This is a genomic window from Desulfovibrio biadhensis (assembly GCF_055388615.1).
The window spans coordinates 4,138,283-4,163,704 of the sequence record NZ_AP042477.1; the positions used below are offsets into that span (position 1 = coordinate 4,138,283).

Genomic DNA, 25,422 nt, shown 5'->3' on the forward strand with positions numbered 1-25,422 from the left:
GACGCGCCTGATCGGAGAGCGGGATGCCCCCGCATTTGCGGCTGCGCCAAGTCCATGACGTGGCCTGGATAGAAAGAATCGCCTGAAGATAAGGAGGCAGTTCGATATGCCCTTGGGCCAGATTACCGTTACCGAGCACATGCTCTACCATCAAAAACTGGCCAGAGGCGCCACAGGCCGGTTCACTTCACTCATGAACGATCTCATCCTCGCGGCCAAGATCGTTTCCCGGGAAGTGAACAAGGCTGGCCTTGTCGACGTCCTCGGTTTTACCGGTGACATCAACGTTCAAGGTGAGAGAGTGATGAAGTTGGATGAATACGCCAACAGCATCATCATTCACCGGATGGAGCGAGCCGGCGTCCTTTGCGCCATGGCTTCAGAAGAGAACGCTGACCTCATCCTTGTGCCGGAAGATTTTCAGAAAGGGGATTATATCCTCATTTTCGATCCTCTCGACGGCTCTTCCAATATTGACGTCAACACGAACATTGGCACTATTTTCTCCATTCTGCGCAGAACAACCCCGGTGGATACCGAGGTCACCCTTCAGGATGTGCTCCAGAGCGGTGTGCATCAGGTGGGCGCAGGGTACTTCCTCTACGGCACTTCCACCATGCTGGTATACACCACCGGCGAGGGCGTTCATGGTTTTACAATGGATCCCAGCGTTGGTGAGTTTCTGCTTTCACACCCCAATATCTCCATCCCCAAGCAGGGTAAGATTTTCTCCGTGAACATGGGGTACCGGCATTACTGGGATGAAGCCACCCGTAAGGTAGTAGATTACTTTACCGGCTCTGAAAACGCCATTGGTCGCCCTTATTCCCAAAGATACATCGGCTCGTTGGTGGGGGATTTTCACCGGACCATACTGAAGGGGGGCATTTTCATGTACCCTCTGGATTATCGTGACAGGGTGGATCCACACGGCAAGCTGCGTTATTTGTGTGAGGCATCGCCCTTGGCCATGGTCGCTGAACAAGCCGGCGGACTTGCCATTGATGGTAAGAATCGTATTCTCGACATCGAGCCTACGACATTGCACATGCGTGTCCCCTTGTTCATGGGCTCGGAAAATGACGTCCGTAAAGTCGCTGAGATTTATCGCGACAATTCCTGAACGTAATCAAAAACAGAGAGGCGCAGCCAGAGTGATCTGCGTCTCTCTGTCTCTTACCCCTAATTCATCTACCTGTTATGTTGACTCTCGGTATCGAGACATCCTGTGACGAAACCGCCCTGGCCCTGGTGCGTGATGGTAAAATGCTGGGGCAGGCGCTTTCGACGCAGGCGCCAATGCATGCGCTTTTCGGTGGGGTTGTTCCGGAAATAGCCTCACGCGAACACTATCGAATTCTGGCGCCGCTTTTCGACCAGTTGATGGCCGAACATGGGCTTTTACCAGCGGAGTTGGACGTGATCGCAGTTGCCCGAGGTCCGGGCCTTCTTGGCAGCCTGTTGACGGGGCTGGGTTTTGCCAAGGGATTGGCTCTCGGCTGTGCTGCGGATCTGATAGGTGTTGATCATCTGCATGCCCATCTTTTGGCGCCGGGGCTGGAACGGAAACTGTCTTTTCCTGCTTTGGGGCTCTTAGTCTCCGGAGGGCACACCCATGTGTATCTTATTGAAGATCCAGTCGCGTTCACACGACTTGGCCGGACCCTTGATGATGCCGCAGGCGAAGCCTTGGACAAAAGTGCGCGCCTGATGGGACTCCCTTATCCAGGAGGGCGTTATGTGGATGCCCTGGCCCGAGCAGGAACGGTAGATACCAGCCGCTTTCCCCGTCCGTACCTGGATAACCAGAATCTGGATTTCAGCTTCAGCGGTTTGAAAACGGCGGTTTCTCTGGCCATGCAGGAGCGCCAGGACCTCAAACTCACTGTGGAGGAACTGGAAGAGCCCGATGTCTTGGCATCCAGATGCGCCACTGATGTCAGGTTGCAGGAACTGGCTAATTTTTGCGCCTCCTTGAACTACAGTGTCGTGGACACTTTGCGGGTCAAGGTCGAACGGGCTCTGAAACGAACAGGCCAGGTGGTTTCGCTTATTGTAGCAGGGGGCGTAGCTGCAAACAGCATGCTCCGCAAATCCATGGCCAAAGTGGCTTCTGACCATGGTCTTGAGCTTTTTCTTCCTTCTTTGCCCCTGTGTACAGACAATGCCGCCATGGTTGCTTTTGCAGGGGAGTGTGCAGCCAAGGCCGGCCGGGGGCACGGCCTTGACCTTGAAGCCATTCCAAGGGGGCGAAAAGTGCCTGATGATATGATTCCCTTGGAACACTTGCGTCTGAAAAGGTGATGCTGTAATAATTATTCTCTAGAATTGAACGCCCTGGTTCATGAGGCTTGTTGGTGCACGAGGTTTCCGTGTGCTGGTCAGGGCGATCTGTGTTTTGTGCTGCTTCGGGTGCAAGCGCAGTGTGAGCAGGACTCCGAAGCAATTGTTTCTGGAAACCCGGGAACGTGTAAAACGTTCCAAATCAACTGAATGGAGCCTGAGCTGAAATTGCCTGCGCCCTTGACAGTCATGCTGCGCAACAATAGATTCGCATGATTGCAGGGTGAGCGCACAACTTGAATCCATTACTCGGTTAAAGGTAGAGCGCGATGCAGGCACCGGTTGGCAGCGCTGGTACATTTTCCAGCTTGCCGGGTGTATCAGCTGCAGAACCATGCGAAACTGAATAGAAGAGGAGAATCCCATGGCATTGGAAGTGACAGACAGCAACTTCGAAGAGGAAGTCTTGAAGTGTGATCTACCGGTTCTGGTCGATTTCTGGGCACCCTGGTGCGGTCCCTGCAGGGCCATGGGGCCTGTGATCGATGAACTTTCCCAGGAATACACCGGGCAAGTGAAGATCTCCAAAATGAATGTTGATGAGAACCCTTCTTCGCCCAGCAAGTATGGCATCCGTGCCCTTCCTACGCTGATCCTGTTCAAAGGGGGCGAGGTTGTGGAGCAGGTTACTGGCGCTGTTTCCAAAAGCAGCATCAAAGAACTCATTACCCAAAAAGTTCTGTAATTCATGAAGGTCTACGATAGTGTAGTAATAGGGGGCGGCCCGGCAGGTTTAACGGCCGCCCTCTATCTCTTGCGTTCCGGCGCCAAAACGGCGCTGGTGGAAAAGCTCTCCCCCGGAGGGCAGGTCTTGATGACCGAAACTATTGACAACTACCCCGGGTTCCCCAAAGGACTCAAAGGGTATGAATTGTCAGACCTCTTTGCCGCCCACCTCGATGAATTCGATGTGGATCGCTATACAGAGGAAGTTCTGGCGTTCAAACCCTCCCCGGGCAAGAACCTGCTGCAGCTTGGCGATACCTGGGTAGAAGCCAAGACTGTGATTGTTTGCAGTGGCGCGCAATATCGTCATCTCGGGTTGCCCAATGAGCGTGAACTTACAGGGCGTGGTGTCTCATATTGCGCCCTGTGTGACGGGAATTTTTTCCGTGATCAGGTTGTCGCAGTCGTTGGTGGCGGCAACGCCGCTCTCGAGGAATCGCTTTACTTGACCAAACTGGTTAAAAAGCTGTACCTCATCCACCGCAGAGAGCAGTTTCGGGGGTGTCAATGCTACGACGAAAAGGTTCGTTCTCATCCGAAGATCGAACTCGTCCTTGGCCACACCATCTCGGAAATCAAGGGAAAGGATAACCTGACGGGCGTAGTGGTTGAGAATTGCGCTACAGGTACCAATCGAGAGATTGAACTGGACGGATTGTTTGTGTTTATTGGCTTCATGCCGCAATCCGGCTTTTTTCCCGAAGAGCTCGAAGTGGATGAGGACGGCTTCGTCATCACGGACACGGAAATGCGTACAAATCTGCCGGGGATTTTTGCTGCCGGCGATATACGCTCCAAGCTTTGCAGGCAGGTTTCTACGGCAGTGGGGGATGGCGCCACCGCCGCCAACACGGCATTTCTTTATTTGGAACGACATTCATGAAGCGTATCCTTGTTATCCTTTCGATGTGCCTAATGCTCGTCAGTGCATCGGGCTGCGGCGTCATCGACTACTTCTTTCTTCCTGTACCGGAAGACACCGCCCAGGAGCTTTACGAACTCGGTGTAATGTCCATGGAAGAAAAGGACTATTACACGGCGATCGAGTATTTCACCAAGCTCAGGGACCGTTTCCCATTCAGCCCCTATACGACCCAGGCTGAGTTATCCCTTGCAGACGCCTATTATCTGGACGAAGACTACAAGTTGGCCATGCAGGCTTACATGGACTTCGAATCCATGCACCCCCGGCATGAGGAAACACCTTATGTCCTCTTCCAGATTGGCGTGTCCGCTTACAAAGGCTTTACCGCTGTCGACCGTCCGCAGAATGAGGTTTCAGAAGGTTTGCAATATCTTTACAGATTGCGTGAGGCCTATCCTGAAACTGAGTACGCGGAAGCGGCAATAGAATACATTGACAAGTGTCGGCGTATTCTTGCCGATCGCGAACTGTTCGTTGCCGATTTCTATTGGCGAACAGGGCAGTATGGTCCTGCCTGGCACCGTTATCAGTACGTCGTGGATAATTTCTCTGACCTCGAAGAAGTCAAGAAGTATGCCCAGGCGCGTGCCGACATGGCTTATCTCAAAGACCAGACAGAACAATCGCAGGAAGCGCGTGAAACACGCGAGGGCACCTGGAAAGACTGGTTCGAGTGGCTCTGATTTTCCTTCGGGTCTTCCGGGGAGCGCTAGCCTCAAATTATTAGGCTAGCGCCGCTCTCTGTATATTATTGGGCCTATGACCATGAAGGACAGCATTTTCCCACAATGGATAGAAGGGCGGTTCGTTAGCGATACCGCCCTTCAACGTGCTTATGAGCGTGTCTCTGCTGTTGAACGTTCATGGCTCAAGACGTGTATTGCTCAGTTGCACTCCGTTTACGGGCAAAGTGACACCGGTTCCAGGTGCGTTGAGACCATTCATTCCCAAGCATACCATAGTCTTTTTTCTACGCGCCCCATGTCGTGGAGTCTTGTCATTTTGGACGGGAGCATGGCGTCGGGGCCACGTAGTCTGGCTGCCATATTACCGCCTCTGCTGGCGGGGGTGCAGGACGTACTCATCGTCCGTGCAGCTCCCTCCAAGTCCCCCTGGCCGCATGCCATGCTTGCCGGTATTGAACTGGCTGGTGTGGAGCAGTGTGCTCAGCTTGGGCAGCGCGCCCTTAATGAACTGTTGTTGCATCTTGTAGCCCCTGAACAGGCTTTGCACGGTCCGGGCCTAATAATCATGCCGCAGCCCGTTGCGTTAATCAGACGAGATGTGCTGTTGCATTTGGCGGAGGCGCCGCATTGCAATTTGTGGCGTTCCGGATGGTCGGGGGAAATTGGCGTCTATCCCGAGGAAATCGAGTGGGATATGGAAGCGCTGACGTGGGCCCAACCGGATGCAGTTATTCGCTGCCATGCTCCAGAATCGTATTCCGGACTTGCAGTGTTCAATGGGGTTTTGCCACAGACCCTGGCCCTTGCTACACCAGACAGGGGGGCTTTTTTGGCGAGGCATTACGCGTGGGCTTTTGCTCCCCGCACCATGCACAAAGAAGTGTTGGAGCACGGGTGTCTCGCATTAGGTGAAGGAGAAGAAGGTTGCTGGCTCTGGCCTGGCCTTTCTCCTGATATCTTTGTACGTTTTGCAGCAGGGGTCTCCCGACCAATTTTGGAAAACGCCGGGGAAGACGCTCACCAGCCCCCCTTTGATGAGGAGCAAGCATGAGCAAAAAAGCCTATCCCAAAAAGTACATTGAAAAACTTCGCAATATCGGAATCATTGCGCATATTGATGCGGGCAAAACCACGCTAACTGAGCGAATTCTCTATTATACCGAGAAAATACACCGCATGGGCGAGGTGCATGAGGGCATGGCCACCATGGACTATATGCCCGAAGAACAAGAGCGTGGCATTACCATAACTTCGGCGTGCACCACATGCCTGTGGAAAGGCAACACCATCAACATTATCGATACGCCCGGCCATGTGGACTTCACCATAGAGGTAGAGCGCTCCTTGCGGGTGTTGGACGGAGCTGTAGGCGTGTTTTGTGCAGTTGGGGGCGTAGAACCCCAATCTGAGACCGTATGGCGCCAGTCAGAAAAATTTCGCATTCCCAAGCTTGCTTTTATAAACAAATTGGATCGTATGGGCGCGGATTTCGAGGCCGTGCTGCAAGCTATGCGGGATAAGCTAAAGGCTAGCCCTCTCCCTGTGCATATTCCTTTGGGCCAGGGGCAGGAGCTGAAAGGCACAATAGACCTCATACGTATGCAGCGCCTGCAGTTCGATGAAAAAAACATGGGGCGCAGTTTCGAAGCCTTTCCTCTCAATGAGGAAGAGACCGCCTATGCCGAACCTTGGCGTGAAAAACTCCTCGAAACCCTGGCTGAGGGGGACGACGCCCTTCTGGAAAGTTATCTCGGTGGTGAGGAAATCTCGACGGACATGCTTGAAGCCGCCATACGTAAGGCTACCTGCAGTTTCCGCATCGTGCCTGTGTTTGCTGGTTCGGCCCTCAAAAATATCGGGGTTCAGCCCCTTATGGACGCCGTGAATCTCTATCTGCCAAGCCCGCTTGATGCTGCCAGGGCGCATGGGGTGGACCCAAAAACCAAGGAAACTCGCAGCATAGAGCCTGTACCGGATGATTCGCTTGCCGCCCTTGTATTCAAAATCAGCATGGAGACCGGTCGCAAGCTTGTGCTTGCCAGGGTCTATGCGGGGGCGATAGAGGCGGGACAGCAGGTCTACAACCTGACACGTGACGAAGATGAGCGCGTAGCGCGGATATTCCATCTTCATGCAGGGCAGAAAGAAAAGACCGAACACGCCTTGGCGGGTGATATAGTTGCCCTGGCAGGGCTGAAACATGCGCGCACAGGGGATACGTTAACAACACGTGCAGCCCCGATTCTGCTGGAATCCATAGAAGCCTATAAACCCGTTATTTCTCTTGCCCTGGAGCCGCGTAACACGGCTGAAGGCGATAAGCTTGTGGAGGTCTTGGACAAGGCAGTTCAGGAGGACCCGACGCTCTTTTTCCAGGTGGATGAAGACACAGGGCAGCATGTTCTTTCCGGTATGGGGGAACTGCATCTTGAGGTCGTTCTCGAGCGACTGCGCCGTGAATATAATGTTTCGCCACGCGTGGGGAATCCTCAGGTCGTTTTTCACGAAACCATCAGTGTTCCCGCCAAAGGAGAGGGCGAATTCCATCGCGAACTTGGCGAACAGATGCATTATGGTCGTGTTCATCTGGAGGTGGAGCCTCTGCGGCGTGATAGCGGTATCGAAGTTCAGTTTGCTGTTGATCAGGAAACCTGGCCGACAGCCTGGCTGGATGCTGTGGCCCAGGGAATAAACGACAGTTTGCAGAGCGGAGTCCTGAAAGGGTGCCCCGTGCGTGATATGAAAGTGCGTATTACTGGTCTTGAACGCAAAGAAGGGGAAAGCACCCCGGCGGGCTATCACATGGCTGCTGTGGCAGCTCTCAAACAGGCCTTGCATGAGGCAAGGCCGCAATTGCTCGAACCCATCATGTGGGTTGAAATCTCTTTGCCAGAGGAATTTGTGGGCGACGCCATAAGCCTTCTGGGCAGCAAGGGTGCCAAGGTGGAAAATATTCTTGATCGCGCTGGGCAAAAAACAGTAAAAGCCCTGGCGCCAATGCGTAGTCTTTTCGGGTTTTCAACTGATCTGCGTTCTGCAACGCAGGGACGCGCAGGCATGATGCTCACTTTTGCCCGCTTTGACGTATTGGAGTGATATTCAGTGAGTAAATTCAAGGGGGGGAGATACAAACTCCGGCAATTGTTCAGTATCAAACCCCAATCGTCGTATAATGGAGCCGGAAATGGCGGTATATGGGCTCGGCTAGGTCGACTTGTCAGGTTTAACTTTTTAAAAATACTCAGGCTCAAGACTTCAGCCCATTCCATAGCATTGGGCGCTGCCTTTGGTATTTTTGTCGGCTTTCTTCCCATCATTCCTTTTCAATCCATAGTTGTGCTGACGTTGGCGTTCATATTCAGGGCCAACAAAATCGCAGCCTTTTCCTGTACGTTTATTTCGAACGTCTTGAATCTGATTCCTTTCTATACCATGCTCTATATGGTAGGCATTTGGGTGCTGCCTTTCGAGCGCGTGCATTTCGACCCGCATCACCTGAAATTGATGGAGCTGGTGGATCAAGGCTGGCGGCTTGTCGCCGTCATGAGTGTGGGAGGTGTTGTTCTCGGTGTTCCCAGCGCCATAATCATGTATTTTGTGACTCGAAATCTGGTGCTTGGTTACCGCAGGCGGCGTGCCATGAAACTGTTGCAAAAGCGTGACAATGCATAGTGATTCAAGAAAGAATATAATCCCACCCGCAAAAAAAAGCCTTGGCCAGCATTTTCTTGCGGATGCAAATATTGCCCGCAAGATAGTTGACTTGCTTGAGGTGGACGCCCAGGACAAGGTGCTGGAGATAGGCCCTGGTCAGGGGGCTTTGACACGCTGGTTGGCCGAACTGCCTTGTGCTGCTTTGTGCGCCATAGAAAAAGACCGCCACTGGGCCTTTGAATTACCACGCAGGCATACCACTTTGTCTGTGGCGTTGGCAGACGCGTTGACCATGGATTGGAACCGGCTCGGGCAGAATCCTCCATGGAAAGTGGTGGGCAATCTGCCGTATAATGTCGCATCCCCCATGCTTTGGGATATGGCTGCATCCCGCGCCTTCTCGCGGGGGGTGTTCATGATCCAGAAAGAGGTGGCGCGCAGGCTGGCAGCTCCCCCTGGTAACAAGCTTTATGGGGCGCTTGGTGTGTGGGTACAGAGTTTTTGTGAAGTAAAGACAGCCTTCATGGTTGGTCCACAGGTATTTCGCCCACGTCCAAAAGTGGATTCCGGCGTCGTGGTCATGGTGCCCCGAAAACGTGCGTTGGCGCACGATTCTCAGGTATTGTCACGGTTTCTCCATCTATGTTTTCAGAAACGCCGCAAGCAGCTTGGCGGTATTTTGCGACCCCTTGGCGGCCATGTTGGTAATGTTTTGGAATCAATGGGACTTTCAGGAAAAGAGCGACCTGAGGAATTGAGCGTCGAGGTCTTCAACGAGCTGGCAAAACGCTTGGAATTCGGCATTCCTGCTTGACTTCTGGTAGAAAATCAGGTTTTAGGAACCTATTGATTTCGCGCATGACGCTCCGGGGACGTTTGTGTCACGCGTCCGATGTTGCGACAAGATGTTGCGGCGAGTTGCGAGAACGACCTGCAAGGGCGTTCCGCCATACCATAATAGAGGAGGAGATGGCTGATGACCAAGGCTGAGTTGGTGGTGAAAATTGCTGAGAAGGCTGGGCTGACCAAAGCGAATGCTGAACGTTCTCTGAACGCATTTCTGGATGCGGTTGAGGATACTCTTGTAAAGGACGGCAAGCTGATGCTGACCGGCTTCGGTACTTTTGCCGTTGAAACCCGCAAGGCGCGTAAGGGCCGCAATCCCCGCACTGGTCAGGAGATCAACATTCCTGAATCCAAGGTTGTGAAATTTCGCCCTGGCAAGCTGCTGAAAGACGCTGTTAAGTAGAGGTATACTATGCTGCACGGAGAAACCATCCATAGTGTGCTGCCCTGGGATATTCCCTGGTGGATGCCTGATCATTTTGTGTTCATGGGCGTTCTTTACCTCGTGCTCGGCATTGTTGGCACAGGGGTTGCCGTTGTGATTCTGCAGTCTCTTCGTCAGACTTACTGCTCAAAGGGTCACGATAACGGCCATCACTGAGTAATGTGAGTGAAAAAGGCCCATCCTTTTTATGAAGGGGATGGGCCTTTTCATATGCGCCACTCATAAATACTTGACATCTCTGTCAGGCGCATGCCCACCTGTTCCGAACTTGTTTTTTGGCAAGTTTCCGGTCCTATTGACTCTTTTTTGTCTTGCATTAGTTTTTGAAAATATATATTAGTCTTCTTTGATCTGCCGGCGACATGAACGCTATGCCGGTAAAGGGAGGTGATTCGTTTGCCAGGCGTATACTTGGATGAAAGCGACCATTTTGACGTCGCACTGCGTCGTTTCAAGAAGCAGGTGGAAAAAGCCGGTATTCTTTCTGAGCTGAAGAAACGGCAGCATTATGAAAAGCCCAGCGTAATGCGTAAGAAGAAGAAAGCTGCAGCACGCAAGCGGCTGATGAAGAAAATGCGCAAGATGAACCTCATGTAGCCGGTATTCCGGCGCCATTTGGAGGCTGCGTATGCTTACGAGCACCATGGCCTTTGGCAGCGGAGCCGTCGCGTAAAATGCATGTTCGCGTCGGTCGGGATGCACTTTGTCCCGGCCGGCGCTTTTTGCCGTGGAGAGCTCGATCCCCGCAACCTTTCCCAACCCCCTCAGGGATGCCAATATGACCCAGAGCCTCCTTTCTGATATTGCGAATGATTTCAAGACAGCGCTCAAGGCTAAAGACCAGCAAACGCTGGGTACCTTGCGCATGCTGAAGGCTGCTTTGACAATGCGCGAAAAGGATTTGCGCAGACCTCTTACGGACGAAGACGCCATGGAGATTTTGCTCAAAGAAGCCAAGCAGCGCAACGACTCCATTACCGAATTCAATAAGGCCGGTCGTGACGACCTCGTTGAAAAGGAAAAGGCCGAGCTTGTCATTTTGGAGCGCTACCTGCCGGAGCAGCTTTCCGAGGAGGAGCTTGAGCAAGCCGTGGACCGCATCATCGCGGAGACCGGCGCCAGCTCCATGAAGGATATGAGTCGCGTGATGCAAGACGTCATGCAGCAATTCAAGGGCCAGGTCGACGGCAAAGCCGTCAGCGCCTTGGTCCGGGCCCGTTTAGCTTCCTAAAGCGATCACATGGATTCCAGAACCCTATCGTTGCTGGAGTTTCCCAAGGTCCTGCAAGCCTTGGGGGCGCATGCCGCATCTGAACCAGGCCGCGAGGCCTGTCTCTCTCTTGCGCCTTTGGCGGATAACGCGCTTGCTACGCGGGAAAGCGAGCTTTTTCGTCAGGCAAAGGACTGGAGCGGGCTGGCCAAAATTCGTCTGGGAGATTTCCCGCCACTCGACGGTCTTTTTGATATCCTGGAGCGTGAACACGGCTTCTTGGATCTCGATGCGCTTGTTGCGTTAAAGCATGTCCTGTTGCTGACCCGTGATGTTCTGGACAGCATGGAGGGAGACGCCGCGGAACGCTGGCCTCTTCTTGCGGAGAACCTGCACGCCAGTTCCTGGCCTGCAAAAGTCTGGTCCATGCTCAAGCGTTGCATTGCGGACGACGGATCAATGCGGGAGCAAAGTTCGCCAGAACTGCTTTCCGCACGCCAGGAAATCAGGCGTATTCATCAGCAATGCACCAGGAAAGCAAAGGATTTTGTCATGAAGCACAACCTGGGGGAGTATCTCCAGGATGATTTCATGACCATTTCATCTGATCGCTATGTCCTGCCCCTGCGCACAAATTTCAAGGGACGATTGCAGGGCGTTATTCACGATTATTCCCAGACAGGGGAGACCTGTTATTTTGAGCCCCTTTTTCTGGTGGATCTGAACAATACGCTTCAGGAGCTGAAGCAGGAAGAGCGTGAAGCTGAACGCCAGGTTCTGCTTGATATCACCGCCATGGTCCGCCAGGAGCTGGACGGCGTTACAGGAGCGTACTCCGCCCTGGTAGGGGTGGACGTGCTGCTGGCCAAGATTGGCTTTGCCGAAAGTCTTGACGCCCGACCTGTGGATTATGACGCTGGATTGCCGCTATCCTTGCGAGGAGCGCGGCACCCCTTGTTGGAGCTGGCTGCACGCAAAAAAGGCTCCAGTTCGGAAAATGATAAAAAGAAGGCGTCACATTCTGTGGTGCCTTTGGACATGGAGTTGCACCCCCCGCAGCAGGGGTTGGTCATCAGCGGCGGAAACGCCGGCGGCAAGACTGTTACCTTGAAGACGCTGGGCCTTCTCGCCGCCATGGCTGCCAGCGGGTTGCCTGTTCCTGTTGCTGAAGGAAGCACCTTACCCGGGTGGCGTTCCATTTTTGTTTTTCTGGGAGATGAACAAAGCCTGGAAGACTCGGTGAGCACTTTCACGGCGCAAATCCACAAGCTGGCCACCATGTGGGAGCATGTGGACGATAAGGCACTCTGCATCCTGGATGAATTCGGCGCCGGCACCGACCCCTCCCAAGGGGCTGCGTTGGCTCAGGCCGTGTTGGACGGCCTGTTGGAGAAGGGCGCGCATGTTGCGGCTGCAACGCATTTTCCCGCGCTCAAGGCCTATGCATTGGCTCGTGAAGACATTCGTGCCGCTTCGGTGCTTTTTGATCCCCAGACGAAGCGCCCCTTGTTCCGTCTGGCTTTTGACCAGGTGGGCTTGAGTCTGGCCCTGGATGTAGCCCGGGAGCATGGCCTGCCAGAAGATGTTTTGCGCAAGGCCGAAAATTATATGCTGTTGGATGGTTCCGACACCAGCACCTTGATTGAGAAACTTAACGAACTTGCCGCCGCCAGGGATAAGGAATTACGCAAGCTGTCCGAAGAGCGTCAAAAGCTGGCTGAAAAGCGTGCAAAGCTCGAAGACCGCTATGTTCGGGAGCGCCGCTCCTTCTTGGATCAGTTGGAGGGCGAATCCCGCAATATCATGCGTGATTGGCAGGCCAAAAAGGCTGGGCACAAGCAGGCCATGAAAGAGTTGGCCGAGGTGCGTCGCAAGCTGCAGGCCGAGGCTGCTGCCGACGCAGCGGAAAAAAGTGAGCAAGGGGGGCAGGTTGCCCTTGAGGATATCTCCCCCGGTCTGGAAGTCATCTACCGCCCCTGGAATAAAAAAGGGCGTGTGGAAGAGTTGGACGCAAAGAAAAAGGCTGCAAAGGTGGATATCTCAGGGGTCTCCATGTGGGTGCCTCTGGATAGTCTGGCTCAGAGCAAAAGCTCGGGTGCTCCTACTGCGCCGCAGCCCGGACAGACCACAGTCAAGGCCGCGCGCCCAGAAGGCTTGCGGCTGGATTTGCGCGGGCTCCGTGCCGATGAGGCAGTGAGTCGGCTGGAAGGCTTTCTGGATAGGGCTTTGCTTGGAAATGTTGGGCAGGTTGAGGTGATCCATGGCAAAGGCACTGGAGCGCTCCGCCGCGAAGTGCATCGCTTTTTGTCAGGATTTCCGGCCGTGGAGAACTACAGCCTTGGCAATGAAGAGCAGGGCGGTGACGGCATGACTCTGGTGGAATTGAAATGAGCGGTGGCCGCATGGACGGTGTGCGGGAGCTGAAAGCACGGCTCTCCATCGTGGAGGTCGTCAGGCGGTATGTGAACCTGCGCAACGCCGCCGGAGGGCGTTGGGTTGCGCCGTGCCCTTTTCACCAGGAGACAAAACCATCCTTTTCAGTCAATGAAGAAGAGGGTTTTTATTACTGCTTCGGATGTCAGGCACACGGCGATGTCATCGACTTCTACTGCAAGATTAATGGTCTTGATTTTCGCGAAGGCATTGAACAACTGGCTGCTGAAGCCGGCATCACCTTGCAAAAGGCTCCCCTTAGCGGCCCCCAGGCGCAGCGCGCCAGGCAAGAAAAAGATTTCCGCCGCTTGTGCATGGATATGTACGCCCGTGCACAGAAACACTACCGCGATAACTTGAATTCGCCACAGGGCAAATCCTGTCGGGACTATTTGCAAAACAGGGGCATGGATTCAGAACTGGCGCGCTCTTTTGGACTGGGCTACAGCCAGCCAGGGTGGGATGGCCTGTTGCGCTACCTGCAACAGAGCGGTGTCAGCCAGGAGCAGGCTTTGCAAGCCGGTTTGCTGTCACGTAACGACAGGGGCAACATCTATGACCGCTTCAGAGGGCGGTTGATGTTTCCCATTCACAATCTTTCGGGTCAGGTTATTGCATTTGGCGGCAGAGTGATTACATCGGATCAGGAGCCGAAATACATCAACAGCAGTGACACACCCTTGTACAAAAAAGGTGAACATCTCTACGGGCTCTACCAGGCCCGGCGTGAGATCACCCATAGCAGATATGCTCTGCTCACCGAGGGGTACATTGATGTGCTGACGTTGCACAAGTTCGGCTATACCAACGCCTGTGGTGTTTTGGGAACTGCTCTTACCAAGGAGCAGATTAAGCGGCTTTCAGGTTTTTGTTCCAGGGTGGACCTCCTTTTTGACGGGGACAGGGCCGGCCGCAAGGCTGCCTTGCGGAGCGCACAGATGTTGATGACTCGTGGGCTTTCCTGTCGTGTTGCGCTGATGCCTGAAGGAGAGGATGTGGACAGCCTGCTGCAGCAGTCCGGAAAAGGTGCTTTTGATGCCTTGATGGAACAAGCCCCTGAAGGGTTGGAATACTGCATGCGCACGGTGCGCGATACACTTTCGCCCAAGGAAATCCTTGAGTGGGCGCGGACGTTCACGGCTGAACTGGACGACCCCGCCCTGCTTTCGTTTTATCTGCCGAAACTGGCTGGAGGGCTTGGTTTGGCTGAAAGCGAAATGCGTGAAAGCCTTGCACCGAAACTGGCGCCACGGCCTGAAGGACGCTATCCGGGACGACGGAGCGAGCGACGGAAAGTGCAACCCGGAGGGGGCAGTGGTGTCCGTGACAAACACGAGCGCCAGATTTTGAGTTTTGCCGTACGCTGCCCACAGCATTTTGAGCAATTGGACATGGCTGGCGCTGCCAGATTGCTGGTAAGCAACTGGGCCAAATCCCTGTGGGAAGCCATGCGCCAGGCAAAGGGAGGCGATGTGCTCCCTTTGTTGGAAGATGATGCCAAACGATTTTTCATCCAGCAACGGATGGAGTGCGTCACGGATGACGCTGACACCCAGGCCGAGTTGGAAGAGATTTGCAGTTTTTTGGGGCTAGAACAGATGCGAGAGAAACAGGCGGTGATCCGCCGCAGCCTGCCAGACGCTGGGGGTGATGATCTCGAACTGTTGCGCGCCCTGCAAGAGACTCTAGGGAGGAAGAATGGGTAACGTTAAGGACATCCAACAGATCAAGACGTTGATCGCCAAAGGTAAGGTGAATGGGTTCCTCACTTTTGATGAGGTGAACAAGGCCCTGCCTTCGGAGATCAACACGCCTGAGCAGATCGAAGAGATCATCGGTATTTTCGATCAGCTCGACATTGCCATTGTGGACTCTGAGAAGGACGTCAAGAAGCTGGGCATTTCGCCGCAGGAAGATGATGATTCCAGCAGCCAGCTCTCGTTTACAGAAGACGAAGACACGGCTGACTATTCCTCCCGCAGCACTGATCCTGTGCGCATGTACCTGCGAGAGATGGGTGCAGTTCCTCTTCTTGACCGCGAAGGTGAAGTCTACATCGCCAAAAAGATCGAATCCGGTGAAATGGAAGTGCTGCTGGCATTGGTCGAAGTTCCCGTCGCCATCGAGGAACTGGTCAACGTTGGTGAGGACTTGAAGCAGAACCGCATCAAGCTCAAAGACGTGGTCAAGACCATCGAAGAAGATGACCCCAGCGAAGACGAGATGAACCAGCGCCAGCGTGTCATCTACCTTCTGGATGAGATCAAGGCCATATACCGCAAGAAGAAAAAGGTGTATGCGCGGCTCGACGAATGCGCCCGCCTGGACCGCCGCGTGTATGGCATCCAGAAGGATATTATGAGCTACAAGGAAGAAATCGTTAACCGTTTGCGCGACATCAAGCTCGAGAAGACGCTGATAGACCGCATCATAGAGACGGTGAACGACTATGTGCGGCAGATGCACAACTGCCAGCGCGACCTTTCCGCCTATATTCTTTCCACTGGCAAGACCCAGATCGAAATCAAGGAGCTCTTCAACCAGCTGGATAACCGCGAAGTTAGCCCTGTTCTTGCTGCGGACCAACTGGGATTGACTGTTGAGGAGCTTTTTTCGTTCAAGGAAATGATTTCCGGTAAAATGGAAATCCTGAGTCGTCTGCAGGAGAAGTGTTGTCATCAGGTTCTGGACCTGGAGGAAGTGCTTTGGCGCATCCGCTACGGCAGCCGCGCAGCCTCCCGCGCCAAGCAGGAACTGATTCGCGCCAACCTGCGTCTGGTAGTGAGCATTGCCAAAAAATACACCAACCGCGGGTTGCAGTTTCTGGACCTGATCCAGGAAGGCAACATCGGCCTGATGAAGGCGGTGGACAAGTTCGAATACCAGCGTGGCTACAAGTTCTCCACGTACGCTACATGGTGGATACGCCAGGCCATTACCCGCGCCATTGCCGATCAGGCTCGCACCATCCGTATCCCGGTGCATATGATCGAGACAATTAACAAGCTTATTCGTACCTCCCGGTACCTGGTGCAGGAATTGGGGCGCGACCCGACGCCTGAAGAGATCGCCGAGCGCATGGATTATCCTTTGGAAAAGGTTAAGAAAGTGCTCAAGATCGCCAAGGAGCCCATTTCTCTGGAAACGCCCATCGGCGACGAAGAGGATTCGAGCTTGGGAGATTTCATCGAGGACAAGAAAGCCGTTGCTCCCGCCGAGGAAGTGGTCAACACCAAGCTTGGCGAGCAGATTGCCAGTGTACTTGCCGACCTGACCCCCAGGGAAGAGCAGGTATTGCGCAAACGTTTTGGCATTGGCGAAAAGTCGGACCATACTCTCGAAGAAGTCGGCAAGCTCTTCAATGTCACGCGTGAGCGTATCAGGCAGATCGAGGCCAAGGCGTTGCGTAAGCTGCGCCACCCTGTCCGTAGCCAGACGTTGCGCTCCTATTACGAAAGTTGATTCTACGTGCCCAATCTTCTGATTTCCAACGCAAAGCCGGCCTTGTGCCGGCTTTGTGCGTTTTTACCCCTCCTCCTTCTTGTCTTTTTTATTGTCCTTTTTACTGCCGGACCTACTGCTGCGCGTGATCGTTTTCGCGTAGAGTATGTGGTGGACGGTGATACGTGTATCCTTGAAGGGGGCGTAAAAGTGCGACTTTGGGGCATTGATGCGCCCGAACTTGCCCATGAAATACGCCCTGCCCAGTATTGGAGTGAGCAGGCAAAGCAAGCACTCGAAACCCTTGTGGCCGGCAAAGAGGTGTTTCTTGAGCGTGCACCAGAGAACCATGACCGCTACGGCAGAGTTTTGGGCATTTTACATCTGCCGGATGGGAATGTGGCTAATGAAATTTTATTGGCCAAAGGCGCGGCTTTTATGTATCCGCACCCGCCTTTGGAAGGCAAAGTCCGAAAACTGATGCGTAAGTATTTGGATATTCAACGTAAGGCCATCACTAATGAGACGGGCATGTGGCGCGGTGTGCGCAATGCTTTACTGCAAGCGGGAAGCATTCGCGGCAATGAACGTAGCATGCGGTTTTTCAACAATGGATGTGATGGATATGAAAAAATAGCGCCTCGAAATCGGGTATCATATGTATCTGCCCTAGAAGCTTTTTTTGCTGGTTACACCCCGGCCAGACATTGCGGTATCTGGCCTGAAGAATAGAAGTGTCCTGCAATTTTTTTATAAGAGTAAAATGGTCTGGTTGCCTTTTTGTATAGGCTTCAGTATTTCTTTTTCGAGAGAAAAATTATCTTGAGGAGCCAATTGCATGGATTATCGTATCAATCTTCCCGAAAACGAAATGCCCACTGCCTGGTACAATGCCTTGCCAGACCTGCCGACCCCTCTGCCGCCGCCACTGCATCCGGGAACGCATGAGCCAGTGCCTCCTGAAATGTTGCAGGCGATTTTTCCGGATCCGCTCATAGAGCAGGAAATGTCCTCTGAAAGGTGGATTTCAATTCCTGAACCAGTTTTGGATATTTACCGTCTGTGGCGCCCCACACCTCTTGTTCGCGCGCATCGTCTGGAGCAGGCCCTCGGAACAAAGGCGAAAATTTACTATAAGAACGAATCGCTCTCTCCGGCCGGATCCCACAAGCCGAACACTGCTGTGGCGCAGGCCTATTATAATAAAATTTCCGGTGTAAAGCGCCTTGCCACGGAAACCGGTGCTGGACAATGGGGCACTGCACTTTCTTTTGCCTGCAAGATGCTGGGCATGGAATGCACGGTTTACATGGTGAAGGTCAGTTACGAGCAGAAGCCGTACCGCGGTATATGGATACGGTCCAATGGCGCTGAGATTTTTCCTTCTCCCTCTGATCGCACTGAGGCTGGCCGCAACGCTCTGGCTGAGGATCCAAACAATCCGGGCAGCCTTGGGCTGGCAATTTCGGAAGCTGTAGAGGATGCAGCGAGCCGCGACGATACCAACTATGCCTTGGGTAGCGTGCTGAATCACGTTCTGCTGCACCAGACTATTGCTGGCCTTGAGACAAAGAAGCAGCTTGAAATGATAGGCGAAGACCCTTCATTGCTGATTGGTTGCGTCGGGGGCGGTAGCAATTTTGGCGGTTTTGTGACTCCGTTCTTGCCTGACAAACTCTCAGGTAAAAAAATCCGTATGCTTGGCGCTGAACCTCAGGCCTGTCCAACATTGACACGCGGTGACTATCGCTATGATTATGGCGACGTGGCTTGCCTTACACCGCTGATGAAGATGCACACCTTGGGGCATAGTTTCACACCGCCGCCAATTCATGCGGGAGGATTACGCTACCATGGCGATGCCCCCATCGTGTGTAACCTGGTCAATGAGGGGTTGGTGGAAGCCAAGGCCTATTATCAGGAGGATTGTTTCAAGGCTGCACTGTTGTTTATGCAGACTGAAGGTTTTCTGCCTGCACCTGAAACGTCTCACGCCATTCAGGCCACCATTGAAGAAGCGAAAAACGCAGAACCCGGCCAGGTAATCGTATTTTTATATTCCGGCCACGGCCTTCTGGATTTGGCTGCCTACGATGCATACTTGCAGGGTAAGCTTACGAATTACGCCTATCCTGATGAGGAAATACGTAAGGCGCTGCTGCAGTGCCCGCAAATTGACAGGTAGATGTTCTGGTGGCTGTCGCGCTGGACTGCCCTGGGCGGCAGCCACTCTTGCTGAGGTTTTTAACGTGCTGTTAAGATTTTAATATTTATATAATTGAAATTGTAGTCTGATTTGTAATTGTGCAGCATAGGGAAGTTGTCGCTGGTTTTGCATGCATCTCGGGGAGGGGGGCACGCTGCTGACAGCATAGTGTTGAAATCATCGTTGGATACGTTTTAATAGGGTTGTAATAATGAGCAAAGAGAATGGTGTCAGGCGTACCAGCCCCTGCGATTTCAGTCAGTCAGAACATCTTTGCAAGACGTTAGATCGCGCAGGTGTGCCGACTGACGCAAAATGGAGAACTTTGATTCTCTATATGCGTGGCATAGACACGTATGATTTTCTCTCTGATGGCCAAAAAGCACGCATCCAGGAACTCGTGATTAGAACTTTGCAGGAACGGGACTACTCGGATGAGAAGTTTATGGCGATCATGCGTGAGCAAGAGGAGATTCTCAACGGACCCTGCAATCGCAGACTTCAGGCCGCACTTTCTGAAACGGCTCAAATGGTTGAAGAATTCCGCACTCTTCTTCGGAAGCGTGGCGGTGAAGTCGCCAATTTGGGAGACACCACTGTTGAAGCCATTAACAGTGGAGAAGATCCTGAAGTCCTTCTCAACACACTCAAGAAGTCGTTTCAGGAAATAGTTGATATAATGCAGCGAGATGCGGATACGCTCGACCAGCTTAGCCGCACCGATTCTTTGACCGGACTTATGAACCGCAGGGCGTTGGATGAGTTTCTTAATGCCTGTCTGGAGAGTTGGCAAAGCACTGGCAGAATTTTTTCTCTTCTGATGCTCGACATCGACCACTTCAAAAAATTTAACGACAACTACGGACATCGCATCGGCGACCAGGCATTGGCAACTGTTTCAAAGATCATGGGACGGGTAGGCGCCTCCCTTGAAGCTGAAGATATTGAAGCCTTTCTTGCACGTTATGGAGGGGAGGAATTTTCCGTTGTTCTCCCTGCCGTTGGAGAAGAACAGGCTGTTGCCATTGCGGAGGACCTTCGAGAGCAGGTTTCCCGCTATAATTTTATAATCCGGGATTCACACGGTGAGGTCATCAAACGTAATATTCACATCACTGTGAGTATTGGTGTGGCAGAAATCAGTCCTCAATGGCGCGGAGCTTTTATTGAAAACCTTGTGGATAGTGCAGATAAAGCGCTTTACAGAGCCAAGGCCAGTGGTCGTGACAGGGTCTGTTCCGCGAATCTCAAAGAATATGATTGCAAGGATTGATGTGAAGTGTCCCGTAACAGGCTCATTTTTTTATGAAAATTATTCAAAAAATCTCTTGTCATTTGCGCTGGTCATTGGTGGTTTGCATAAGATAAAATCAGCGCTACAGCCATCACGAGCTATCTTCCTGTTGTCAGAAATGTGATGCGTGACCAAACAAGTGCTGCTGACAGCAGGGTGTGTAGTGTCTGACGTTTTTTTCGACTGTAAAATCATAGCGCAAGAGGTTCCCCATGTCTCAGGATACGTCAGATAACGATCAGTCGAAAAACAGTGATGCAAAGGAAGCTCAAGAGGTGGGGCCATCCTTCTACGTAGTAGGCATCGGCGCTTCTGCCGGTGGATTTGAAGCTCTGGAGCGATTTTTCGGCAGTATGCGACCCGATAGCGGGATGGCCTTTGTGGTTGTGCAGCACTTGTCTCCAGACCACAAGAGTTTGATGGTCGAGTTGCTTTCAAAGCATACAGAAATGGAAGTTTTGCAGGCAACTGAAGGGATGAGCCTCGAAGCAAACCACATCTATCTTATCCCGCCCAAAAAGAACATGACCGTACTACAAGGCAAGCTCCATCTTGCTGACAAGACGGTTCAGTCCCTTAATTTCCCCATAGATATCTTTCTCAATTCCCTGGCGGATGACAAAGGGGAACAGGCAATCGGCATCGTTCTTTCCGGAACAGGAAGCGATGGCACCCGCGGTATACGGAACATAAAGGAGCAGGGCGGCATCATTATGGTGCAAGACCTTGACTCTGCAAAGTTTGACGGAATGCCCAGCAACGCCATAGCAACAGGCCTGGCTGACTACATCTTGCCGCCTGAAAAAATGCCAGAGGAATTGATAAAGTACGTACAGCACCCCTTTGTCGCAACACAGAGGACTGGTGAAAGCTGGCTTCTTAAAGAAGAAAACAAGCTGGAACGTATTTTCGCCTTGCTTAAGGAGCACAGCGGGCTGGATTTCACCCACTATAAACAGAGTACGGTTTCCCGCCGCATTGAGCGCAGGCTGTCGGTCAATCAGATAGAGAAGTTGGAAGATTACGTAAACTATTTGTATCAAAATCAAAATGAAGTACAGACTCTGTACAAGGAATTGTTGATTGGGGTGACACGCTTTTTCCGCGACCCGGACGCCTACGCTATCCTTAAGGAAAAGGTCATTCCTGAAATTATCAAGGCCAAGCAGGGGAGCGCTATCCGGGTTTGGGTGGCAGGGTGCTCCACCGGAGAAGAAGCCTATTCCCTGGCCATCATGTTTCGTGAGGCGTTGGAAAACGCCAAGGCTAAAAATGAAGTCAAGATTTTTGCTACGGACGTTGATACCGAAGCTCTGGAATTTGCAAGCATTGGCCAGTATCCGGAAAATATAGTTGCGGATCTGACATCCGAGCGTTTTCGCAGTTATTTTGTACGCAAAGGGGATAAATGTCAGATTGCAAACCATATCAGGGAAATGGTGATATTTGCACAGCACAATGTGATAAAAGACCCGCCTTTTAATAAGATCGACTTGCTGTCCTGCCGCAATTTACTGATTTATTTACAGCCCGTGTTGCAGAAAAAAGTCTTGATGAGCTTCAATTTTGCGCTCAACGAGGGCGGTTTCCTTTTTCAAGGCTCCAGTGAAACCATTGGCCATTTCACCAATTTGTTCACCTCTGTTGATACAAAGTGGAAAATTTACCGTAGCAGAGGCAAACAGACAGGTCTTTCTTTGGACAGTTTTTCTGTTACCCCTGTCTATCGCAAACGTGAACTCGGTAGTGTCATGGATAGGGTCGTGCCGCAGCATGTTGATCAACGCAAGCAGGTTGCAACAATATACGAGTCGCTTTTCAAAGAATATGTTCCTCCGGGAGCGATAATAAATAGCAATCACGAACTCGTACATGTGCTGGGGGAGGTTTCTGACTTTCTCAAGATTCAACCCGGCAATATCAATCTCAACATCCAGACATTAATCAGGAGTGAGTTTTCCATTGCGGTGGAAACAGGGATCAGCAAAGCCATGCGCGAGGATAACGAAGTCGTATATAACGATATTCGTTACACGCAACACGGAGAAGAACATCGCGCAACACTCCGGATAATTCCTTTTCTCGGAAAAAATTCAGGCAATGAACTCTTGCTTGTTGTTTTTGACAGAATGGATGCGGAATCAAGATCGATTGAAACCACAGCGAAATCTATTCCGTGGGATGGTTCTGATCAACGGATAAATGATCTTGAGCATGAACTGCAATATACTCGTGAAAACCTACAAGCAACAATCGAAGAACTGGAAACAACAAACGAAGAGCTGCAAGCTACCAACGAAGAGTTGCTTTCTGCAAATGAAGAGTTGCAGAGCGCAAACGAGGAACTGCAAAGCGTCAATGAAGAGTTGATCACCGTCAATTCGGAGTATCAAAGCAAGATTCAAGAGCTTACCGAATTGAACAATGATATGAATAACCTGCTGTTGTCCACGAATATTGGCACCATTTTCTTGGACAAGGACCTGCGGATTCGCAAATTCACGCCTGCGATTTCACGCGAAATAAATTTGATGGAAACGGACATCGGTCGCCCCATCAGTCATATTGTTTTCAATATTAATTATGACAATATTCTGAACGATTCTAGGAAGGTGCTCCACACCCTCGCCCCTTTTGAAAGAGAAGTGCAAACCGCAGAAGGCAAATGGCTGTTACTGCGGATTTTGCCGTATCGTACTGATGACAACATGATCAAAGGCGTTGTCATAACGTTTATTGATATTTCCTCCCTGAAAAAAGCTACCGAAGAATTGAGCAAGCTTTCGTACGCTCTTGAGTTGAGCCCGAGCATCGTGCTGATAACCGACGCTGAAGGCACCATCGAGTATGTGAACAATAGTTTCACGCAGATAACAGGCTTTTCTTCGGATGAGGTTATTGGGCGCAATACCCGCATTTTCAAGACAGGCGAAACACCGCAAGAAGAATACGATGATCTTTGGGAGGCAGTGCATTCCGGAAGAACCTGGAGTGGGATGTTTGTAAACCGTAAGAAGAACAGAGAGCTTTTTTGGGAAGATGCAACCATTGTCCCCGTGAAGAATGAAGACGGCACTGTAGTAAATCTTTTGAAGGTCGCCGAAGACGTGACAGAGCGCAGAAAAAGCCGCGATAAGCTGGAACAATCCAGGTTGCGCGTGATGAACATCCTTGAAAGTACAACGGACAGTTATGTGGAGTTGGATGCAGACTGGCGCTTCAAATACGTGAACCTGAAAGCAGAGAAACTCCTTGGGAAGAGTAGGGACCTGCTTTTGGGCAAACAAATTTGGGATATTTTCCCTGAGACTGTCCAAAGTGAACTTTTTCGAGAACTCCACTCCGCCAAGAGCAATGGCAAGAATACCACGTTAGAAGAGTACTTGTCCGGATTCGATGCATGGATGGAATTTCATGTTTTTCCCCTCAATGACTCTGTAGCCCTTTATTTCAGGGACATAACGCAACGCAAGAAAACAGAACAAGAGCTGCTTGAGAGCGAAGCGCGCTTTCGCTCCACTTTTTCGCAGGCTGCAGTAGGTCTTGGCCACCTTACTTTTCAGGGCAACTGGATACGGGTGAATGAAAAGCTTTGTGAAATTGTTGGGAAAGATCGCGAACAGGTTGTCGCCACAAACTGGAAGGAATTGGTTTTTTCCGATGACATCGCTGTGCTTGAAGCAGAAGTTGATGCTCTGCGTCGGGGTAATATTTCTGACTTTTCTTTGGAAGTGAGGATAGTTGTAGAAGACACTCCGATCTGGACGACCATAACGGCTTCTTTGTCCGATGATTCCCAGTCACAGACAAAATATATCATTGTTGTAGTTGAAGACATTTCCAGGCGAAAGTTGGCGGAGTTAAGCCTGGAACAGGAGCACAAGATTTTTCAAGGCATTTCCGAGGCAAGTCCCGTCAGCATTGTTCTTTTGGATAACGAAGGTAAACTTGTCTATGCCAACCACTTGGCGGAAGAATTGCTTGGTCTCACGAAAGATGCCTTGATAAAAAGAACATTTGATGACTCAGCTTGGCGCATTACCACACTTGATGGTGCGCCCTATGCTGAAGACGATTTGCCTTTCAATATTGTGATGCGTACGAAAAAAACTGTTTTCGATGTGCGGCATTGCATTGAGGATATTGAAGGAAGTCGCCGCATGTTATCTATCAACGCAGCTCCTGTTCTCGGTACTTCTGGGGATGTTAGCTCTGTTGTTACCACTATAATGGATATAACAGAGGATGTTACTTCGAGGGCTGACTTGCAACATCAGCGCGTGCACCTTGAGCACATGGTCGCTCAGTGCTCTTTGGAATTGGGGAGTGAAGCCTATTACCTGGACTCCCTTGACTCCATTTTCTTAGGGTTGGATCGTCAAGGCAATATTATATTGCTTAATAAGCGCGGACGTGAAGTCTTGGGCAAGGGAAGTGATCATTTTTTTGGAGAAAACTGGTTCGACATTGCACTTCTTGATGATGAACGAGAAACAGCAAAAAAAGATTTTGAACGCCTGATGCAGGGGGACTTGGATCCTTTTGAACAGGTTCGTTACACCCTGAAAGATTTTGATGGCAATGAAGTACTTGTATCTTGGCATAACAAGCTGACATACGATGAACAGGGCCAGGTCAGCGGCCTTCTCAGTTCCGGACGGATATTGAAATATGAAAAGCGATAAATACGGTGATAAGGCCGCTAGCGATTTATCCCCGACGACGGAAGCCAATCAAAAGGTGGCACCTGCTGCAGGTGAACAGATTGATGGAGAATCTAGCCTGGGGCTGCGTATTCTTCTGGCAGAAGACAATGTAGTCAACAGAAGTTTCGCACAGATGATCCTTGAGCGTGACGGCCATAGTGTCACCTGCGCAATAAACGGGCGCGAGGCGCTGAATACATTGCAAAGTGGGGCGAGTTTCGATCTGGTGCTCATGGACGTAAGCATGCCCGTGTTGGATGGCCTGGAAGCGACACGCTGCATCCGTCGCCCGGACGACTCCATCGTTTGTAATTTCAAAGATATACCCATCATTGCGATGACTGCATTCAGTGACAAAGGGGACCGGCAGCGATGCATGGATGCAGGTATGGATGATTATGTGGCCAAGCCTTTGGACTGGGAAGAGCTCACCCGGGTGATGCACCGGGTTATGCAGACAAAAGGGCGTGTTGCCTGACCTGCATATCTGGAGACATTGAAACAAGA

Annotated in this window: 21 protein-coding genes; all 21 read left to right on the forward strand. The window is 51.7% G+C overall.

Annotated elements, in window-relative coordinates; all coding sequences use genetic code 11:
* The first annotated feature begins 112 nt into the window (after nucleotides 1–112).
* The 21 genes from fbp (at nucleotide 113) to ACZ5EH_RS18015 (ending at nucleotide 25,393) form a co-directional block, all read left to right on the forward strand.
* Nucleotides 113–1,123, forward strand: a complete 1,011-nt coding sequence (gene fbp / locus ACZ5EH_RS17915; protein ID WP_464278320.1) for a class 1 fructose-bisphosphatase — start codon at nucleotides 113–115, stop codon at nucleotides 1,121–1,123.
* Between the two features lie 77 nt (nucleotides 1,124–1,200).
* The gene (gene tsaD, locus ACZ5EH_RS17920) at nucleotides 1,201–2,304 is read left to right on the forward strand and encodes a tRNA (adenosine(37)-N6)-threonylcarbamoyltransferase complex transferase subunit TsaD (protein WP_464275246.1); all 1,104 of its coding nucleotides are present in this window, start codon (nucleotides 1,201–1,203) and stop codon (nucleotides 2,302–2,304) included.
* Nucleotides 2,305–2,707: 403 nt separating this feature from the next.
* Nucleotides 2,708–3,028 (forward strand): thioredoxin, encoded by a 321-nt coding sequence (trxA, locus tag ACZ5EH_RS17925; RefSeq protein WP_464275247.1) that lies wholly within the window; start codon nucleotides 2,708–2,710, stop codon nucleotides 3,026–3,028.
* 3 nt (nucleotides 3,029–3,031) lie between these two features.
* Nucleotides 3,032–3,952: an NAD(P)/FAD-dependent oxidoreductase gene (locus tag ACZ5EH_RS17930; RefSeq protein WP_464275248.1), complete on the forward strand. Its 921-nt coding sequence runs from the start codon at nucleotides 3,032–3,034 to the stop codon at nucleotides 3,950–3,952.
* Nucleotides 3,949–4,677, forward strand: coding sequence for an outer membrane protein assembly factor BamD (locus ACZ5EH_RS17935; RefSeq protein WP_464275249.1), 729 nt, complete (start codon nucleotides 3,949–3,951; stop codon nucleotides 4,675–4,677). Before ACZ5EH_RS17930 ends, ACZ5EH_RS17935 begins: the two co-directional genes overlap by 4 nt.
* Nucleotides 4,678–5,008: 331 nt before the next feature.
* The gene (locus ACZ5EH_RS17940) at nucleotides 5,009–5,731 is read left to right on the forward strand and encodes a hypothetical protein (RefSeq protein ID WP_464275250.1); all 723 of its coding nucleotides are present in this window, start codon (nucleotides 5,009–5,011) and stop codon (nucleotides 5,729–5,731) included.
* Entirely contained in the window at nucleotides 5,728–7,776 is a 2,049-nt protein-coding gene (gene fusA / locus ACZ5EH_RS17945; protein WP_464275251.1) for an elongation factor G, read from the forward strand. Before ACZ5EH_RS17940 ends, fusA begins: the two co-directional genes overlap by 4 nt.
* A gap of 6 nt (nucleotides 7,777–7,782) precedes the next feature.
* Entirely contained in the window at nucleotides 7,783–8,352 is a 570-nt protein-coding gene (locus ACZ5EH_RS17950; RefSeq protein ID WP_464275252.1) for a DUF2062 domain-containing protein, read from the forward strand.
* Complete coding sequence (gene rsmA, locus ACZ5EH_RS17955) at nucleotides 8,345–9,148, forward strand: 16S rRNA (adenine(1518)-N(6)/adenine(1519)-N(6))-dimethyltransferase RsmA (RefSeq protein ID WP_464275253.1); 804 nt, start codon at nucleotides 8,345–8,347, stop codon at nucleotides 9,146–9,148. Before ACZ5EH_RS17950 ends, rsmA begins: the two co-directional genes overlap by 8 nt.
* A gap of 162 nt (nucleotides 9,149–9,310) precedes the next feature.
* Nucleotides 9,311–9,583: an HU family DNA-binding protein gene (locus ACZ5EH_RS17960; protein ID WP_464275254.1), complete on the forward strand. Its 273-nt coding sequence runs from the start codon at nucleotides 9,311–9,313 to the stop codon at nucleotides 9,581–9,583.
* 9 nt (nucleotides 9,584–9,592) lie between these two features.
* Nucleotides 9,593–9,781, forward strand: coding sequence for a hypothetical protein (locus ACZ5EH_RS17965; protein ID WP_464275255.1), 189 nt, complete (start codon nucleotides 9,593–9,595; stop codon nucleotides 9,779–9,781).
* A 240-nt stretch (nucleotides 9,782–10,021) separates the two neighbouring features.
* Nucleotides 10,022–10,222, forward strand: coding sequence for a 30S ribosomal protein S21 (rpsU, locus tag ACZ5EH_RS17970; protein ID WP_464275256.1), 201 nt, complete (start codon nucleotides 10,022–10,024; stop codon nucleotides 10,220–10,222).
* A 181-nt stretch (nucleotides 10,223–10,403) separates the two neighbouring features.
* Nucleotides 10,404–10,856 carry a GatB/YqeY domain-containing protein gene (locus ACZ5EH_RS17975; RefSeq protein WP_464275257.1) on the forward strand — a complete coding sequence of 151 codons (453 nt, stop codon included), beginning with the start codon at nucleotides 10,404–10,406 and terminating at the stop codon, nucleotides 10,854–10,856.
* Between the two features lie 9 nt (nucleotides 10,857–10,865).
* Nucleotides 10,866–13,226 (forward strand): endonuclease MutS2, encoded by a 2,361-nt coding sequence (locus ACZ5EH_RS17980; RefSeq protein ID WP_464275258.1) that lies wholly within the window; start codon nucleotides 10,866–10,868, stop codon nucleotides 13,224–13,226.
* Nucleotides 13,223–14,974 (forward strand): DNA primase, encoded by a 1,752-nt coding sequence (gene dnaG / locus ACZ5EH_RS17985; protein WP_464275259.1) that lies wholly within the window; start codon nucleotides 13,223–13,225, stop codon nucleotides 14,972–14,974. The genes ACZ5EH_RS17980 and dnaG overlap by 4 nt, the downstream gene beginning before the upstream one ends.
* Nucleotides 14,967–16,730: an RNA polymerase sigma factor RpoD gene (gene rpoD / locus ACZ5EH_RS17990; RefSeq protein WP_464275260.1), complete on the forward strand. Its 1,764-nt coding sequence runs from the start codon at nucleotides 14,967–14,969 to the stop codon at nucleotides 16,728–16,730. Before dnaG ends, rpoD begins: the two co-directional genes overlap by 8 nt.
* Before the next feature lie 189 nt (nucleotides 16,731–16,919).
* Entirely contained in the window at nucleotides 16,920–17,441 is a 522-nt protein-coding gene (locus tag ACZ5EH_RS17995) for a thermonuclease family protein (RefSeq protein WP_464278321.1), read from the forward strand.
* Between the two features lie 106 nt (nucleotides 17,442–17,547).
* A complete protein-coding gene (locus ACZ5EH_RS18000) occupies nucleotides 17,548–18,894 on the forward strand; it encodes a TrpB-like pyridoxal phosphate-dependent enzyme (protein WP_464275261.1) in 1,347 nt (448 codons plus the stop codon).
* A 232-nt stretch (nucleotides 18,895–19,126) separates the two neighbouring features.
* Nucleotides 19,127–20,188 (forward strand): GGDEF domain-containing protein, encoded by a 1,062-nt coding sequence (locus ACZ5EH_RS18005; protein ID WP_464275262.1) that lies wholly within the window; start codon nucleotides 19,127–19,129, stop codon nucleotides 20,186–20,188.
* A 374-nt stretch (nucleotides 20,189–20,562) separates the two neighbouring features.
* Nucleotides 20,563–24,894 (forward strand): PAS domain S-box protein, encoded by a 4,332-nt coding sequence (locus ACZ5EH_RS18010; RefSeq protein ID WP_464278322.1) that lies wholly within the window; start codon nucleotides 20,563–20,565, stop codon nucleotides 24,892–24,894.
* Nucleotides 24,881–25,393, forward strand: coding sequence for a response regulator (locus ACZ5EH_RS18015; protein WP_464275263.1), 513 nt, complete (start codon nucleotides 24,881–24,883; stop codon nucleotides 25,391–25,393). The genes ACZ5EH_RS18010 and ACZ5EH_RS18015 overlap by 14 nt, the downstream gene beginning before the upstream one ends.
* Nucleotides 25,394–25,422: the final 29 nt, after the last annotated feature.